At 58.1% G+C, this 16,522-nt stretch carries 11 protein-coding genes; 2 read left to right on the top strand and 9 right to left on the bottom strand.

Features of this window, described 5'->3' with window-relative positions; genetic code table 11:
- Window positions 1-37: 37 nt before the first annotated feature.
- The 4 genes from IM304_RS01710 to aas form a co-directional block, all read right to left on the bottom strand.
- Window positions 38-2,011, bottom strand: a complete 1,974-nt coding sequence (locus IM304_RS01710; protein WP_193356112.1) for an alkyl/aryl-sulfatase — start codon at window positions 2,009-2,011, stop codon at window positions 38-40.
- Window positions 2,012-2,176: 165 nt separating this feature from the next.
- Entirely contained in the window at window positions 2,177-4,453 is a 2,277-nt protein-coding gene (gene tynA, locus IM304_RS01705; protein WP_193356111.1) for a primary-amine oxidase, read from the bottom strand.
- A 662-nt stretch (window positions 4,454-5,115) separates the two neighbouring features.
- Window positions 5,116-6,309 (bottom strand): lysophospholipid transporter LplT, encoded by a 1,194-nt coding sequence (gene lplT, locus IM304_RS01700; protein WP_193354908.1) that lies wholly within the window; start codon window positions 6,307-6,309, stop codon window positions 5,116-5,118.
- A complete protein-coding gene (aas, locus tag IM304_RS01695) occupies window positions 6,302-8,461 on the bottom strand; it encodes a bifunctional acyl-ACP--phospholipid O-acyltransferase/long-chain-fatty-acid--ACP ligase (RefSeq protein WP_193354909.1) in 2,160 nt (719 codons plus the stop codon). The genes lplT and aas overlap by 8 nt, the downstream gene beginning before the upstream one ends.
- A 419-nt stretch (window positions 8,462-8,880) precedes the next feature.
- Here aas and galR point away from each other — a divergent pair, with 419 nt between their 5' ends.
- The gene (galR, locus tag IM304_RS01690; protein WP_193354910.1) at window positions 8,881-9,897 is read left to right on the top strand and encodes an HTH-type transcriptional regulator GalR; all 1,017 of its coding nucleotides are present in this window, start codon (window positions 8,881-8,883) and stop codon (window positions 9,895-9,897) included.
- On the opposite strand, the gene IM304_RS01685 is transcribed toward galR, so the two are convergent.
- From IM304_RS01685 to IM304_RS01670, 4 genes are all read right to left on the bottom strand, one after another.
- On the bottom strand, window positions 9,858-10,334 hold the full coding sequence (locus IM304_RS01685; RefSeq protein ID WP_176609570.1) for a GNAT family N-acetyltransferase: 477 nt from the start codon (window positions 10,332-10,334) through the stop codon (window positions 9,858-9,860). The two genes, galR and IM304_RS01685, sit on opposite strands and share 40 nt — an antisense overlap.
- Window positions 10,331-11,104 carry an FCD domain-containing protein gene (locus IM304_RS01680; RefSeq protein ID WP_148418621.1) on the bottom strand — a complete coding sequence of 258 codons (774 nt, stop codon included), beginning with the start codon at window positions 11,102-11,104 and terminating at the stop codon, window positions 10,331-10,333. Before IM304_RS01680 ends, IM304_RS01685 begins: the two co-directional genes overlap by 4 nt.
- A 78-nt stretch (window positions 11,105-11,182) precedes the next feature.
- On the bottom strand, window positions 11,183-12,610 hold the full coding sequence (locus IM304_RS01675) for a glycoside hydrolase family 1 protein (RefSeq protein ID WP_193354911.1): 1,428 nt from the start codon (window positions 12,608-12,610) through the stop codon (window positions 11,183-11,185).
- A 7-nt stretch (window positions 12,611-12,617) separates the two neighbouring features.
- Entirely contained in the window at window positions 12,618-13,943 is a 1,326-nt protein-coding gene (locus IM304_RS01670) for a PTS sugar transporter subunit IIC (protein WP_193354912.1), read from the bottom strand.
- A gap of 299 nt (window positions 13,944-14,242) precedes the next feature.
- On the opposite strand from IM304_RS01670, the gene IM304_RS01665 reads away from it, so the two are divergent.
- Window positions 14,243-15,280, top strand: a complete 1,038-nt coding sequence (locus tag IM304_RS01665; RefSeq protein ID WP_176609567.1) for a LacI family DNA-binding transcriptional regulator — start codon at window positions 14,243-14,245, stop codon at window positions 15,278-15,280.
- Here IM304_RS01665 and lysA read toward each other — a convergent pair.
- A complete protein-coding gene (gene lysA, locus IM304_RS01660) occupies window positions 15,250-16,512 on the bottom strand; it encodes a diaminopimelate decarboxylase (protein WP_193355063.1) in 1,263 nt (420 codons plus the stop codon). The genes IM304_RS01665 and lysA overlap by 31 nt on opposite strands.
- Window positions 16,513-16,522: the final 10 nt, after the last annotated feature.

Genomic DNA, 16,522 nt, shown 5'->3' with positions numbered 1-16,522 from the left:
TTTAGCGGGCGGAAGGTCCGCCCGCGAGTGGATGCCCCTACGGGGTTACAATGTTAAACCAGAATTCAAACTTATCCATGTAGCCGAGCATGGCGTCGAGCTTAGCGGCATCGCCGGTCACTTTGACATCGCCGTTATCCTGAGCCTGCTTCAGCGTCACTTCTTTCAGGATGATTTTATTCAGCGTATCGCGGTTAAGGGCCACGGTGGCGTCAGCGTCTTTCGCTTCGGCATTTGCCGTGTGGTTCAGCACGCCATTCTCCAGCTCCAGCTTGTATTTGCCGCCGTCGCTGCCGAGATCGATGTTGAACACCGATTTTGCGTCAGCCGCTTTCTCACCGTTGATGTGTACCGCCAGATAGTCAAAGAACATCTCTGGCGTCATCGCCCGCACCGTATCCGGGCTGGCGGTGTTTGGCGTTGGGCCTTTCACCACGCCATTACGCAGTTCCTGCGCGCCGGTCAGGTAGAAGTTACGCCACGGGCCGGATTCAGCCTGATATCCCAGTTGCTCCAGCGCATCCGCTTCGAGGTTCCGCGCTGCCTGGTTGTTTGGATCGGCGAACACCACTTTGCTGACCACCTGCGCCACCCAGCGGTAATTACCCTGATCGAAGTCGGTTTTGGCTTTGCTCAGGATAGCATCCGCGCCTCCCATATATTCGACAAATTTCTTCGCGGCTTCTTCCGGCGGCAGTTCATCCAGCGTAGCCGGGTTGCCGTCAAACCAGCCCAGATAGAGCACGTAGGTGGCTTTTACGTCATGGCTGACTGAACCGTAGTAGCCCCGGTTTGCCCAGGTATTTGCCAGCGAGTCCGGCAGCTTAAAGTTAGCGGCAATCTCGTCACGGGTAAGTCCTTCGTTCGCCATGCGCAGGGTCTGGTCGTTGATGTAACGGTAAAGGTCGCGCTGGCTTTTAAGCAGGTTAACCACATTCTCGTTGCCCCAGGTAGGCCAGTGGTGCTGCGCCATAATCACTTCTGCTTTATCACCCCAGCGTACAATCGCCTGGTTGATGTATTTCGACCACGGCAGCGGTTCACGTATTTTCGCGCCGCGCAGGGAATAGGTGTTATGCAACGTGTGGGTAACGTCTTCCGCAGACTCGATCAGCTTTTTCTCTTCGATGTACCAGAGCATTTCTGACGGCGCTTCGGAGCCCGGGGCGAGCATGAAATCGTAGGTCAGGCCGTCAATGACCTCTTTCTGACCATCTTTCTCAATGATATTGGTCGGGGCAATCAGGGTAACCGTGCCGGCTGAGGTGGTGGTTCCCAGACCCGCGCCAACCTGGCCTTTCGCATCGGGCTTCAGCAGGTTGCCGTACATATAGCTTGCACGACGGCTCATGACGTTACCCGCCATGATATTCTCCGCCACGGCGGCTTCCATAAACCCGGCAGGCGCATAAACCTTCACCTTGCCGGACTTCACGTCGCCTTCGTCCACTACGCCGCGCACGCCGCCGTAGTGGTCAACGTGGCTATGGGTATAGATGATAGCGACGACGGGTTTCTTGCCGCGATTCTTATAGTAAAGATCCATCCCGACTTTAGCCGTTTCCGCCGAAACCAGCGGGTCGACAACGGTAATGCCTTCTTTGCCTTCAATAATGGTCATGTTTGAAAGGTCGAGGTTGCGGATCTGGTAGACGCCCTCGGTCACCTCAAACAGGCCGCTAATGTTAATCAACTGAGACTGACGCCATAAGCTTGGGTTAACCGAGTCGGGCGCTTTATCCCCCTCTTTGATAAAGGCGTACTGCTGTGGATCCCAGACGGTATTGCCTTGTTCACCTTTGATAATTTCTTGCGGAAGAGGGGCGATAAAACCCTTGTGGGCGTTAGTAAAATCGGTGTTATCGGAGAAGGGAAGCTTGCTGAAAAGTGCGTTGTTAGCCTGCTGCGTTGCTGCTGTTGCGTCCTTGGGGGCTTCGGCTGACCAGGCTGAACTTGCGGATGCAACACATCCTGCCAGCACCAGCCCTCTGACTATCTGATTGATTTTCATCCTAAAACCTCTCGGTGGTATTTCGCGTCGTTTGTGGAAACTTCGGTTGCTGCAAAATGTTTCAAGAGTTGCAAAAGGATTAAGCGAAGTAACATTAACTATAATTCGGGAGGGGGATTCAGCAAGTAAGCGGATGAAAAACCGGGCATTGCGCCCGGCGTGTGCTTATTTCTGCTCGGCTTTTTTCTTGCCGAGCGTTGGCGTCTCGTCAAAGAAGTTCCACGGCTTGAGCAGCGTGTGTACCCACTCCGTCGGCATAATCGGCCACTCTTCGGCGCGGGCAACGTGGGTAGTGCCGGTGGTCATCCAGATGACGTTATCCTGGTCGTTGAGCGACTCGTTATCTTTGCCGTACTGGCCGAGGCCCGTATCGCGCGTGGAGCGGTTCGGGAATTTCCCTTCCGGATACATTTCGTCGGGATGGTAACGCGTCACCCACAGCTGTTTATCCATAAAGCTCAGGCGGTGGTAAATCCACTCGTCCGGGGCGAATTTCGCGCCGGTCGCCACCGGGTGCGTACCGCCCGCGTAAGGGATTATCTGATACGAGACCGGGTTCCCCATGCGGTTCTCCTTGCTGGTGTTGCTCAGCAGGCGAATGGTGCCCGGGTCAAACTTCTGCGCCGCCTGCTGTTCGGTATCAATGCTGTACTGATTAACCTGCATGGTGCTGGTGCGCGGGCCGCCTGCGGTGTTCGGCTTAACTTCCGGGTCCATCGCCACCAGCCGGTTGCCGATCCCGTCCACGTCCATGTCCAGACGGAAGTTATAGATGTGCTGGTGCGTGGTGCCCACGATGTTATGGTCGATCAGCGTGCCGTAGCGGGTGTCATCCTTCGCGGTGGCGTCATGCATCGTTTTCGTCTGCACGCCCTTCACCGCTTCAATCCCCGTTGCGCCCGCATCAATGCCGATGGTGCCGTTTTCGTGGAACACCCAGTCGAAGATGTAATCGTAGTTGCCAACGGTGCTGACCCAGCGGACCACCAGCTCGCGGCGCTCGGTGCTGACGTTGGGCTTACCCAGCTCCTGATGCTTATATTCCGGCCCGGCGTAGCGCTCGAAAATCGCTATAGCGCGCGGGATCTCCAGCGGCGCCCCGGTGTAGTCCGGAATGGTTTCATCAAGCATAACGGCGTTAGACGGCACGTCCTTGCCGCGCACCAGCGGAGAGGTCAGGGTGCCCATGCCGTAATCGCCGGAATCCAGATAGGCTTTGAAGTACCAGCCGATATCCGGGTCGCCGTAAGGCACGATCATGCCGCCGAGCGAGCCCTGATACATCACCTGACGCTTTTTGCCGTTGTCGTTATAGGTGACGGTGGAGATAATCGGGCCGACGCGTGAATCCAGGCTCAGGTGGAAATCCCAGTTCTGCCAGCGCACCGTATCGCCGGTAATGGTGTAGTTTTTGCCTTCCGGCTCGATAATCTCCAGCGGTTTCTTCACCGTTTCAACGCGGTCGCGGCCATCATAGGGGCGCGGGGTAAGCGGCACCGGCACAACCGGGCCTTCCTCAATCTTCTGAATTTTCTTCTGGTCGAGATCCACCACCGCGACCAGGTTTTCAATCGGGTGCGCCCAGTAGTTACCGTCGCCCACGTCCAGATAGGCGATCACTTTCAGCAGGCGGTCTTCCTGCTTCAGGCCGTCTTTGCCGTCAAAAAAGCCGACGGTAAGCGGCGTAGTGATGACTTTTGTCGGATCGGTAATGCCGCGCTTTTTCAGCACCGCGGCATACTCCGGGCTCTCGTTGATGATCTGCTGAACGGTGTTGAAATCATCCAGCAGCACCATGCCGTGCGCGTCTTTTACCGACGCCCAGTGCAGGATTTTTTTGTCCTTCAGATCCACGCGGCTTTCGACAATCTGTTTGCCAACGAGCATGGTGATATTTGCCTGCCGGGGCGCATCCACGGCGGTGCCGTTGAGCACGAAGTCCCACACTTTGGCTTTTTCCGGCTCCGCCAGCGCGATCTGGGTAAAACGGGTGTTGGGCTTAAAGTCCGCCGAGGCTTTTACAATCCCGACGGCCTGCTTAATTTCATCCGCCGTCAGCGCGTTTAGCGGGTGAGGGCGCTTCTCCACCTGGAAAGTCTGGTCAAGGCCGGACTGAAAAACGTCGTTGATAAAGGTCTCAGAGATAAACGCTTTTTTGTCCTTCATCACTACCGGCACCTGGAGCGTCAGGGGTTTACCGTTGACGATAGCGGTGGTTGCCCCTGGCTTGACCTTCACAAAAGCACCGTCCTTCGCGATGGTGAACATTTGGGCGTAATCATCCCACTGCACGTCAGCCCCAAACTCCTGAAGCGCGTTATCCATCGGGACCATATGCGCCTCGCTGCCGTGAGCGAAAACAGGGGACTGCCAGGCGCAGCAGAGCGTAACGGCCATGGCCAGCGCCGTTCTGCGGGCAGAAAAAGAAGGAGTGCTTCCCATCGTAGACCTCATCTTGTTGTGTTTATTGTGTTGTGTCAGCCTTATCCTGACAGGCGCCCACGAAAAACGTTTGCCTGCATCTGCCAGGTTGTTTGTCAGTCTTGCCAGGTTAAAAAAGAGCGTGGATTAATCACACGCTCATGCAGATGAATTCCCCACAACATAATGTCGGCAGGGACTGTTCCCTTTCCCGTGGGGCTGAGGGATCCCCAGTAATTTTTTTACCGAAAGCGACGAATGTTGTTTCAGGAAAATAAATGAATTACAGCGACGCCCTGGTCCGGCTGTAAATCGCTGAGGCGTTTCCTGCAGGCCGGGGCGAGGCGCAGGGATGCGCCGAGAGGGCGGCTTTACAGGGACGTTACATCCGCCCGTCCCCGATAAGCCGGAAGGAATAAGCCGAAGGCACCGCGAAGCGGCGATTTACCGCCGGGAGCCCGGGTCGCCAGGGCGGCGGCGACTGAGCCGCCATGGCACGTTCACAAGTCATGCCGTTAAAGAGTAGCAAGGAATTTAAAGTGAACGGAATTACCTCTACAACCATATGTTCCCCCTCACCCCAGCCCTCTCCCTCAAGGGAGAGGGGGTCCTCCGTGCAGGCATTATTTTGTGGGGAACCCTCTCCCAGCGGGCTGAAGGTCGAGGGCATCAGACCGCACAGATCAGCGGCGGCGCTGCCAGACCCACAGCCCCGCGATCGCCAGCGCAAACAGCGCGCCAAACCCCACGCCAATGGCCACCACCGGTGCGCCCGCTTTTACCGCCAGCGAGTAAACGCCGAGCATCAGCAGCATCGCCATGTTTTCCCCGAGGTTTTGCACCGCGATGGCGTTGCCCGCCCCAACGGTCTGCTTGCCGCGCTCCTGCAAGAGCGCATTCAGCGGCACCACAAAGAAGCCGCCCAGGATGCCGATCAGTAACAGCAGGGCATAGGCAGGCAACAGGGCATGTTGCAGGGAGAAGATGAGAACGCCAGCGCCGATGAGGATCCCCGCAGGCATGCAGCGCGCGACGGTTTCAAGCGTTACCAGCTTCGCCGCTGCCCCTGCCCCGACAACAATCCCGACGGCGACCATGGCATTCAGGTAAGTTGGCGTGGCGTTATCGGTAATGCCCAGCGCTACCGGGACCCACAGCACCAGCAGGAAACGCAGCGTGACGCCGGCACCCCAGAACATGCTGGTGCCCATCAGCGAGAAGCGCGTTTCACCGTTACGCCACAGCACGCGGCAGGCAGTGAAGAAGCTGCCGGTCATAGGCCCGAAGCGCCAGGATTGCCCAGGACGCGCCACCGCCAGCCTGGGGATAAACAGGTTGGCGATCACCGCGCCACCGTACATCAGGGCACAGATGCCCAGCGCGGCAAGGACATGCCAGTCTGCCAGCACGCCTCCCGCCACCGATCCCAGCAGAATCGCCGCAATGGTGGAGGACTCCATCAGGCCGTTGGCCTTCACCAGCTTATCGCCTGTGGTCAGCTCCCCCAGAATGCCGTATTTCGCCGGCGAGTAGGCCGCCGCGCCAATGCCCACCAGCGTGTAACCGACAAACGGGTTGATACCGAAGCAGATACTTGCCGCCCCCAGCAGCTTTAGGCTGTTGGCAAACATCATTACCCGGCCTTTCGGGAAGCTATCCGCCACCTGACCCACAAACGGCGCAAATACGATGTAAGCACCCACAAACACCATCTGCAGGATCGGCTGGCTCCAGTCGGGATAAAACTCAGCCTTCAGCAGCGCCAGCGTGGCAAACAGCAGCGCGTTGTCGCCGAACGCGGACAGGAACTGGGCGGCAATAACCGCCATCATGCCTTTCGACCAGATAGAAGTGTTAGTGTGTACTGACTCACGCATTTTGCTGTTCCGCCTCTTCAACCATGCCCTTAAGGGTCACGAAATCGGGTTTACCGCTGCCCAGCACCGGAAGCTGTTTGAGGTAACGAATATCGCGCGGTACCGCCAGTTCGGGAATACCGTGTTCGCGGGCGTACTTAAGCAGCGCGTCACGCTTCAGCTCGCCGTCGGTGGTAAAGAGCACCAGCGCCTCGCCCTTGCTGGCATCGCTCTTCACCACGGTCGCGTGCATTTTTTCGGCAGAGACCGCGGTCGCCAGCGTTTCCACCATTTCAAGAGAGACCATTTCACCGGCAATCTTGGCGAAGCGTTTTGCGCGCCCCTGGATCTGGACAAAGCCCTGTTCGTCGAAGCGAACAATATCACCCGTGTCGTACCAGCCCGTTTCAGTCTCGCCATTGACGTTCTCGGCCGTCGGCGCTTCGAGCACGCCCGGGTTTTCCACACGCAGATAGCCGTTCATGACGTTCGGCCCTTTAAGCTGCAGGCGACCGCCGTCCTCAATGCCCGGCACCGCCAGCAGGCGCGCGTCCAGCCCCGGCAGAATGCGGCCTACCGTACCCGGTTTTGCCGCCATCGGTACGTTGATCGATACCACCGGCGCACATTCGGTTACGCCATAGCCTTCCAGAATGCGCAGGCCAAACTTGTCCTGCCAGATCTGACGGGTGCTGTCCTGCAATTTTTCCGCCCCAGCTACCACGTAGCGCACCCGGAAGAAATCATACGGGTTGGCGAAGCGCGCGTAGTTACCGAGGAAGGTGGACGTACCGAACAGCACGGTACAGTTACGGTCATAGACCAGCTCCGGCACGATGCGGTAGTGCAGCGGGCTTGGGTAGAGGAACACTTCGGCACCGGTCAGCAGCGGCGTGAAGAGACCGACGGTCAGACCAAACGAGTGGAACAGCGGCAGCGCCGACATAAAGCGATCGTTGGCGGTAAAGTCGGCAATGGTTTTAATCTGTTCGACGTTAGCCAGAATGCTTTTGTGGCTGTGAACCACGCCTTTCGGGTTACCTTCCGAGCCTGAGGTAAAGAGGATGATGGCATCATCTTCCGGCTGCTGTTTCACCTGCGCCAGACGCGGCATCAGCAGGTGCGCAAAAATCCACAGCTTATCGGCGGTGGTGACGTCTGCTTTAAGATCTTCCAGGAACACCCAGCGCACCTGCGTAAGCTGCTCCGGCAGGTGCCACAGTTTGCCCTTATCCAGGAACTGGCGGGAGGTAAAGACGGTGTTGATCTGTGCTGCGGTAATCGCGCTGGAGAGCCCTTTCACGCCCGCCGTGTAGTTCATCATCGCCGGAATACGGCCCCGGGAGACGGCGCCGAAAATCACCGCCGCGCTGATGGCGGCATTCGGCAGCATCAGGCCAATCTTTTCACCCTGCTGGCTGTACTTTTCAAGAATACGCCCGACGAACAGCGTTTTGGTCAGCAGCTTGCGGTAGGTATCCGGCGTGAAGTTGATATCTTCAATGCAGTTTTTCTTTGCGCCATAGCGGTACTGGGCCGACAACAACGATTCATACAGCGTTTCGCGCGGGCGAACGGCCATGCGCGCTTCCATCATAATCTGGTGCAGCATTTCACCGGCGATTTTACGACGGTCGCGCGCGCGCGGTGACTCGGGCATCGGCAGTGAGGTTGGCGGCAAAATATGCAGCGTAATTTTTGGGAACAGGCGCTGCTTCACCAGCCCTTTCAGACGGCTGAACCTGGTCAACTCGGCGCCATCAATGCGCATCGGCACGACGGTGGCCCGGGACTTCGCCGCGACAAAACCGGCTCCGTCGTAAATTTTCATCAGCGAGCCCGTCACTGAAATCCGTCCCTCAGGAAAAATGACCACCGGACGCCCCTGCTCAACCAGACGCACCAGATGTTTAATCATCATCGGTTTGGTGGGATCCAGCGGCACAAAGTCGATGAGCGGCTTCAGCCAACGCATGTACCATTTTTCACTGATGGAGCTGTATACCGCGAAAACGGGCCGTACGGGCAAAAACAGCGCCAGCAGTACGCCATCAAGAAACGAAACGTGATTCGGCGTGATGAGAACACGCTCGCCATAGAGTGCCTGCGCGTCGCCCGTTACGCGGATGCGAAACAGGACACGAAACAGCGTACGGAAGAACCCAAAAAGCATTTCAACTCCCTTTGCCAGCCAGTGTGAAAGGTATAAATGGTGGCAGATTACACGAGAAGTAGTAAGGGAGCGATAGCAAAAGCAGAGACGAAAAAAAACCTGCGCATCCGCGCAGGTTGGTGCAAGAGAAGAGTACGAAAACGTACTAAGAATTCTCACCAATCAATACCTCTGGGATCTCGACTCTATCAATTCGCGGTGCTTCGGCGCTAACGGACAATCGCAACAGCCTGAGGCAAAGTGTAACTAAAGGTTCAGACTGTCATTATTCAGACATGACTGGCCGTGTAACGATTACACGGTGAGGGATGTTCTGCATCACGTTTGTGGACTGCGCTAGACCGCTCCCCTTGAATGCACGCCGCTTTTCCGCAACACTAGGTAGTGTGTAAACGCTTACCCCAATAAGAAGGTGTTAAATGGCGACAATTAAGGATGTGGCTCGTCTGGCCGGCGTGTCCGTCGCGACCGTCTCCCGCGTGATCAACAACTCTCCTAAAGCCAGTGACGCATCGCGTCAGGCCGTTCAGGACGCCATGGAAAACCTGAATTATCACCCTAACGCCAACGCGCGCGCCCTCGCCCAGCAGTCAACGGAAACCATCGGGCTGGTGGTGGGCGACGTGTCCGATCCTTTTTTTGGCGCGATGGTCAAAGCCGTGGAGCAAGTCTCGTATCACACCGGTAATTTTCTGCTGATTGGCAATGGCTACCACAACGAACAAAAAGAGCGCCAGGCCATCGAGCAGCTGATCCGCCACCGCTGCGCAGCGCTGGTGGTACATGCCAAAATGATCCCCGATGCCGAGCTGATTCACCTGATGAAACAAATGCCTGGAATGGTGATTATCAACCGTATTATTCCCGGTTTTGAAACGCGCTGCGTGGCGCTCGACGACCGCTACGGCGCATGGCTCGCCACCCGCCATCTTATCCAGCAGGGCCATACCCGAATCGGCTATCTGTGCTCGAACCACCCGATCTCCGATGCGGAAGATCGCCTTCAGGGCTATTACGACGCGCTGCGCGACGCGGGCCTGCCGTGTAACGATCGTCTTGTGGCCTACGGTGAACCCGATGAGAGCGGCGGCGAGCAGGCGATGACGGAGCTGCTGGGCCGCGGGCGAAATTTCACCGCCGTTGCCAGCTATAACGATTCCATGGCCGCAGGCGCGATGGGCGTGCTAAATGATAACGGGATAGACGTTCCGGCAGAAATTTCGCTGATTGGCTTTGATGATGTGCTGGTGTCCCGCTACGTTCGCCCTCGCCTGACCACCGTTCGCTATCCGATTGTGACCATGGCAACGCAGGCGGCGGAGCTGGCGTTAGCGCTGGCCGAGCATCGCCCGCCACCGGACATTACGCATCTGTTCAGCCCGACCCTGGTGCGCCGTCACTCGGTGGTGCCGCCCGCGGACGCATCGAGCGAATAGCGATAGAGATGGACGGTTTTGTCCGGGTATTCCAGCGCATCGCCGATGTAATGCCAGCCGTAACGTTCGTAGAAGTCGCGGCAGGCGGACCAGAGATGAAGCTCCTGATACCCGGCGCATCGGGCATAGCCAATGACGTGTTCCTGAAGCTTTCCCGCCAGCCCTTTTCCCCGGGCGGCCTCATCGACATACAGCGCGGCCAGCCACGGGTAAAGATCCTGCCGGGAGATCAAATCGCAACGCCACAGCCCAACGGTGCCAAGCAGGCGGTTGTTTTCAACCGCAATAAAGGTGAGAGGTAGCGCGCCCGGCGTCCTGCTGTGTTCAACAATGCTCTGAAAAAACCCTCGCGGCAGCCCCTCGCCAAAGGCGGCCCATATCCAGTCGATAACCTGCTCCGTGAACTGCGGCGCAGCGTAAAGCGGCAGAATAGTCACACCAGCTTCCCCTGGAAAATGGGTACCGATTCGAAGAGAAAGCCGTCAAAATCCGGCGCGTCTTCGTCCGACAGCTCAAGCAGGCTCTTTTTGACGTTTTCAAGATGCTGGAACATCGCCTGCCAGGCGCCCATCACGTCGCGACGGCGGAGCGCGGCAAGAATGGTTTGCCTGTCGCCGAGCCACTTCAGGCGCCAGGCGCGGCTGGCGATGTGTCCGTTAAACTGCTGCCACAGCGGGCTGCTGTCCATGTGGTGCCAGACGCTCTCCACGGTCGCCAGCAGCATCTGGTTTTGCGTGGCTCCCGCCAGCACCAGGTGAAACATCTTGTTGTTGTCCTGGCTGCGGTCGTCGGTGGCAATCGCCCGCTGCTCCTGCTCGATGATGCGGCGCAGGTTATCAATGTCGGCGCGCGTCGCCATTTTTGCGGCAAAGGCAGCAATGTTGCTTTCGAGCAGCTGGCGCGCCTGGAGAATTTCAAACGGACCGACGTCGCTGTTCAGAAAACGCTCTTCCTCGTTTTCGTGCTCCTCCGGAATGCGCATCACGTAAACGCCAGACCCCTGGCGAATATCTACCGTCCCCTGAAGCTCTAGCATCAGCAGCGCCTCGCGCACGATGGTGCGGCTGACGCCATAGGTTTCGGCAATATTGCGCTCCGGCGGCAGGCGCGATCCAACGGGATAGTGCCCCTGGATAATTTGCGCCCGCAGATCCTCGCCAATTTCCTGGTACTGTTTTTTTTCCGGCAGGATGACAGCCTTATCCACGTTTTCACCTGTGTTTTTCAGTTAATGCGCGGGCCGGGCATCCTCCCGGCCAGTTTGTGCGCTATTTTACCAGAAGGCTTACTTCCATTCATCGTCAACCCTGAGCGTAAGCACGCGCTCATCGCGCAGCTGACGGAACCAGGACGCCGATTTTTTTGCCCGCCGGGCGCGATGGTTATCAAGGTCGATCTCAATCAGCCCGTAGCGGTTTTTAAACGCGTTCATCGGCGAGACGTTATCGGTGAAGGCCCAGAGCATATAGCCGAGACAGTTCGCCCCCTCCTCCCGCGCCAGCAGCGTGTAGTAGAGATGTTCGCCGATAAACGCGATGCGGTAGCCGTCATCAATAACGCCGTCGCGATTGCGGAACTGCGCTTCGTTCTCCACGCCCATTCCGCTTTCCGCCACAAACCAGTCGATGTTGCGATAGTCGTTTTTGATCCGCATCGCCATGTCGTAAATGATGCGCGGGTAAATCTCCCAGCCGCGGGAGGCGTTCATCCGCCGTCCGGGCAGCTCGAACGGCTCGTAGTAGTACGCCGGGTGGAACGGCGTTTCCGGGTGCCAGGCGCGGGACGGCGCTTTAACGCGGTGCGGGTAATAAAGGTTGATGCCCAGCTCGTCGACGGTGTTGTTGGCAATCAGCGCCAGCTCGTCGGCGGTATAGTCCCACGGCACCTGGTGCTGCTCCAGCAGGGTAAAAAGCTCTGCGGGATAGCGCCCGTGCACCAGCGGATCGAGAAAGACCCGGTTGTAGAACAGATCGTACATTTCCGCCGCCCGAACGTCATGCGGCGCGCGGGAGCGCGGATAGGTCACCTCCGGGTTGAGAATACAGCCCACCGAGCCGCCATACCCCTTCTCGCGAAACAGCTTCACGACTTTGGCCGTCGCCAGCACCTTATGGTGATTCCACTGCATCCAGGTACCGGTGTTCTGCTCGTACGGCCAGCGCAGCGCGTCGAGATAGACCCGCGTCTGGACGACAATCGGCTCGTTGAAGGTAAACCAGCGGGTGACTTTCCGGTGATAGCGCTCCAGCACCTTTTCCGCATAGCGAACAAACAGGTCGACGACGTGCTTTGACGCCCAGCCGCCGTAGCTCTCCAGCAGCACGCCAGGCAGTTCGTAGTGCTCCAGGCAGATCATTGGCTCAATGCCCTGGCGGTGCATTTCATCGAACAGCGCGTCGTAATACGCGGCGTACTCTTCGTCTACCGTCGCGTTTTCGTAGTCGGTCAAAAAGCGCGACCAGTTAATTGAGGTCCGGTAGTGCGTCAGCCCCGCCTGCTTCATCAGCGCCACGTCTTCGCGAAAGCGGTTGATAAAATCGGTCGCCACCGCCGGACCGTAGCCGTTGTGCCAGACGTGACGATCGTTTTTGTACCAGAGATCGATCCACGAATCCTGCCCCGGCTTTTTGCCGCTCCAGCCCTCGGTCTGCCAGGCCGATGCCGCCGCGCCCAGCATAAAATCCTGCGGTATAGCTATCTGTTTTGTACTCATCACATCCTCATGCGTTATCGGTGGCTTGTTGCAGCGCGGCCTGCTCTGCCCGGCGTGAGGCGATCTTCACAAACGGCAGATAGATAAGTACCGCGGTCACGATGCAGATAAGCTGGGTGACTACCGCGCCCATGGAGCCCGCGGTGGACAGCCAGGCGTTGATCAGCGGCGGCGTGGTCCAGGGCACCATCACCACGGCTTTCCCGGCGAATCCGGTCACGGTGGCAAAGTAACCGATAGATCCCGTCACCAGCGGCGTGATGATGAACGGAATGGCGAGGATCGGGTTGAGCATGATTGGCATACCGAAGATCACCGGCTCGTTGATGTTAAAAATCCCAGGGCCGATGGACAGCTTGGCGATCTCCTTCATCTCCTTACGTTTGGTGGCAATCATGACCGCAATCAGCAGGCCGATGGTGAGGCCGGAGCCGCCGATGCTCATATAGACGTCCCAGAACGGCATGGTGATGATGTTCGGCACCTCTTTGCCCTGCTCGAACGCGCTCATGTTGACGGTAATGGCTCCCAGCAGCAGCGGCTCGCGGATCGGCTTGATCATCTGGTTGCCGTGAATGCCGATCACCCAGAACAGCTGGGCGACAAACATCAGCAGCAGGATCCCCGGCAGGCTCTGCACCACGCGCTCCAGCGGCTGTTGCACCACCTGGTACACCGCGTCGTAGAGGTACATACCGGTAATTTGATGGAACACGAAGCCGAAGGTGGCAATGGCGGTGGTGGTGATAATCGCCGGGATCAGGGCGGAGAACGATGCGGCGACGTTCGGCGGCACGGTGTCCGGCATCCTGATCTTCAGGCCGTTACGGTTTTCCAGCCAGCAGTAGATCTCCACCGACAGGATGGCGATAAACATGCCGAGGAACAGGCTGCGGGTATCCGAGAACTGGCGCAGCAGCACGTCTTTCACCACGTGCATCTCGCCGTCCACCAGCATTTCTACCGTCGTTGGCGTTACGCAGATAAAGCAGATCACCGCCAGCAGGCCGGGAAACAGGGACTTAATGCCGTTGATGCGCCCAAGCTCAATGCCAATTAAAAACACCGCGCCGATGTTGAGGAAGTTCAGGGTAGCGTAGTTGAGCGCGCTGGTGATCGGCTTTAGCGCCGCGAGAAACGACAGGAATTCGAAGCTCGCCAGGCCATTTTTCGGATCCAGCACCATATTGGAGATCAGTACCGAGAACGCCCCCACAATGATGACCGGCATTAAGGTAATAAACGCGGACTTGATCGCCATAATGTAGCGATAGCTGTTAAACGTGGTGGCAAAACTGCCCAGAGCGTCGATCAGTTTTTCCTGAAATGCCATAGGGTGATACCTCAGTAAAAGGGCTTTTATTGGATAAGGAGTACAGCCGGATACTATTGGTATGCCAAAAATAGCTTCCGTAGGCGCTTTGTTCTGTGATTAAGCTCCCAACGACGCCACAGGTATCCCAGATAGTGATTTATCACCATTTTGGTATACCACTTGCAGACGTTTATCCCGCAGGCGCGGATCGTTACCGAAAAGCGTGATCGTTATGGGGTTTTGCCTGCCCCGCGTCGCTTATGCGCCGGATGGTCTGTGTTAAACTGCACACCATTACGTGGAAGCAGGAATTTCGAATGGCAACAATGCTGGATGTCTCACTGCGTGCGGGCGTGTCGAAGGCCACCGTTTCGCGCGTGCTGAACGGCACGGGTCAGGTTAAAGAGAGTACGCGTCAGCAGGTATTCCGTGCGATGGAGGAGCTGGGCTATCGTCCGAACTTTCTCGCCCGCTCGCTGGCTAACCAGACCAGCAACAGCATTGGTCTGGTGGTCTCGACCTTTGACGGTTTTTACTTTGGCCGGCTGCTTCAGCAGGCGTCGCGGCAGACCGAAACGCACGGAAAACAGCTGATCGTCACCGACGGTCACGATGCGCCCGAACAGGAAGAACAGGCGGTGCAGATGCTCGCCGACCGCAAGTGCGACGCCATCGTGCTGTACACCCGCTACATGAGTGAAAAGACGATCCTGAAGCTGATCGACAGCGTGCAGACGCCGCTGGTGATCATCAACCGTGAAGTGAGCCAGGCGGCAGACCGCTGCGTCTTCTTCGAACAGCAGGATGCGGCCTTCAAGGCGGTGGATTACCTGATAGGCCAGGGCCACCGGGAGATCGCCTGTATCACCGTTCCGATCCACACCCCGACGGGCAAGGCGCGGCTGATGGGCTACCGGAAGGCGCTGGAGAAGCACGGCATTCGCCTGGACGAGCGGCGGATTAAATACGGCGATGCAGGAATGACGCGGGGCTACGAGCTGTGCAAAGAGCTGATTGCAGAGAAGACGCCGTTCAGCGCTCTGTTTGCCTGTAACGATGATATGGCGCTTGGCGCCTCCAAAGCATTACACCAGGCCGGGCTTAAGATCCCGCAGGATATTTCGCTGTTTGGCTTTGACGACGCCCCCAGCGCGAAGTGGCTGGAGCCGGCGCTGTCGTCGGTGTATCTGCCGATCGACAGCATGATCGTCACGGCCATCGACCAGGCGATCCGGCTGGCAAAAAACCAGCCGGTGGAGGCCATCCCGCCGTTCACCGGCACGCTGGTGTTACGCGACTCCGTGACAACGGGCCCCTGGTTTAATCAGACCAGCTCTAAGGCCAGCAGCTCCTGAATGGTCTGGCGACGGCGAATCAGCCGCGCCGCGCCGTTATCAAACAGCACTTCCGGCAGCAGCGGGCGGCTGTTGTAGTTTGACGACATCGACGCGCCGTACGCGCCGGTATCGTGCAGCACCAGGTAATCTCCCGGCTTCACCTCGGGCAGCGAACGGGTCTCCACTTTGCCGCCCTCCTGCTGGGTAAAGACGTCACCGGATTCACACAGCGGGCCGGCAACCACGGTCTCGATGCGCGGCGCGTTGACCAGATCGCGGCCATCGGCGGCCAGCGCCGTAATATGGTGATAGCTGCCGTACATGGACGGACGCATCAGGTCGTTGAAGCCTGCATCAATCAATACAAAGTGACGGCTTCCCATCTCCTTCACGCTACGCACCTGCGCCACCAGCACGCCGGCTTCGGCAACCAGGAATCGACCCGGCTCAATTTCCAGCTTCACCGGATGGCCCAGATGGGCGGCGATGCTGTCGCGCGCGGCGCTCCACAGCCCGTAATAGTGATCCGTGTCGATCGCCTCTTCCCCTTCGCGGTAGGGGATCGAGAGACCGCCACCGGCGGAGATCGCCTCCAGATCCTGACCAAAGTCGATAACCTGACGCACCATCGCGCCGCAGACCTGCTCAAGATGTCCGTAATCAACGCCGGAACCGATGTGCATGTGGATCCCCACCAGCTTCAGGTTATAGCGCTGCAATACCTCAAGGGCGGCGGGCATATCGCCATACCAGATCCCGTGCTTGCTGTTTTCGCCCCCGGTGTTGGTTTTCTGGCTGTGACCGTGACCAAAGCCCGGATTAATGCGCAGCCAGACGCGATGGCCAGGGGAAACCTGACCAAGCTGTTCCAGCATATCCACCGAGCCGGCGTTGACCGGAATCTGCAGCTCGTGCACGCGCGCCAGCGTGGCGTCGTCGATCAGGTCGGCGGTAAAGACGATCGCGTCGCTGTCGGCCTGTGGATCAAACCCGGCCGCCAGCGCGCGCTCGATTTCACCCAGCGATACGGAGTCAACCTTAACGCCCTGCTCGCGCATCAGGCGCAGGATGTGAATATTGGAGCAGGCCTTCTGCGCAAAGCGCACCACGTCAAACTGATGCAGCGCGGCGATCTTCTCGCGGACAATCTGCGCGTCGTAGACCCACACCGGGCAGCCAAATTCGGCAGGCAGGCGCAGCAGGTTATCGGCGTTTAAATCGGTATCGGTCTGGTTGAGCGGGCGCGGCATGGTAGTCTCC

Source organism: Enterobacter cloacae complex sp. P40C2 (assembly GCF_014930695.1).
GTDB lineage: Bacteria > Pseudomonadota > Gammaproteobacteria > Enterobacterales > Enterobacteriaceae > Enterobacter > Enterobacter pasteurii.
The sequence above is the reverse complement of the archived record's forward strand: the minus strand, read 5'-3'. Positions and strand labels throughout refer to the sequence as shown.

What these genes read in the sequence shown, in the direction of transcription:
- IM304_RS01710 (WP_193356112.1), bottom strand. Translation starts at nt 2,011, where the DNA reads ATGAAAATCAATCAGATAGTCAGAGGGCTGGTGCTGGCAGGATGTGTT.
- tynA (WP_193356111.1), bottom strand. Translation starts at nt 4,453, where the DNA reads ATGGGAAGCACTCCTTCTTTTTCTGCCCGCAGAACGGCGCTGGCCATG.
- lplT (WP_193354908.1), bottom strand. Translation starts at nt 6,309, where the DNA reads ATGCGTGAGTCAGTACACACTAACACTTCTATCTGGTCGAAAGGCATG.
- aas (WP_193354909.1), bottom strand. Translation starts at nt 8,461, where the DNA reads ATGCTTTTTGGGTTCTTCCGTACGCTGTTTCGTGTCCTGTTTCGCATC.
- galR (WP_193354910.1), top strand. Translation starts at nt 8,881, where the DNA reads ATGGCGACAATTAAGGATGTGGCTCGTCTGGCCGGCGTGTCCGTCGCG.
- IM304_RS01675 (WP_193354911.1), bottom strand. Translation starts at nt 12,610, where the DNA reads ATGAGTACAAAACAGATAGCTATACCGCAGGATTTTATGCTGGGCGCG.
- IM304_RS01670 (WP_193354912.1), bottom strand. Translation starts at nt 13,943, where the DNA reads ATGGCATTTCAGGAAAAACTGATCGACGCTCTGGGCAGTTTTGCCACC.
- IM304_RS01665 (WP_176609567.1), top strand. Translation starts at nt 14,243, where the DNA reads ATGGCAACAATGCTGGATGTCTCACTGCGTGCGGGCGTGTCGAAGGCC.
- lysA (WP_193355063.1), bottom strand. Translation starts at nt 16,512, where the DNA reads ATGCCGCGCCCGCTCAACCAGACCGATACCGATTTAAACGCCGATAAC.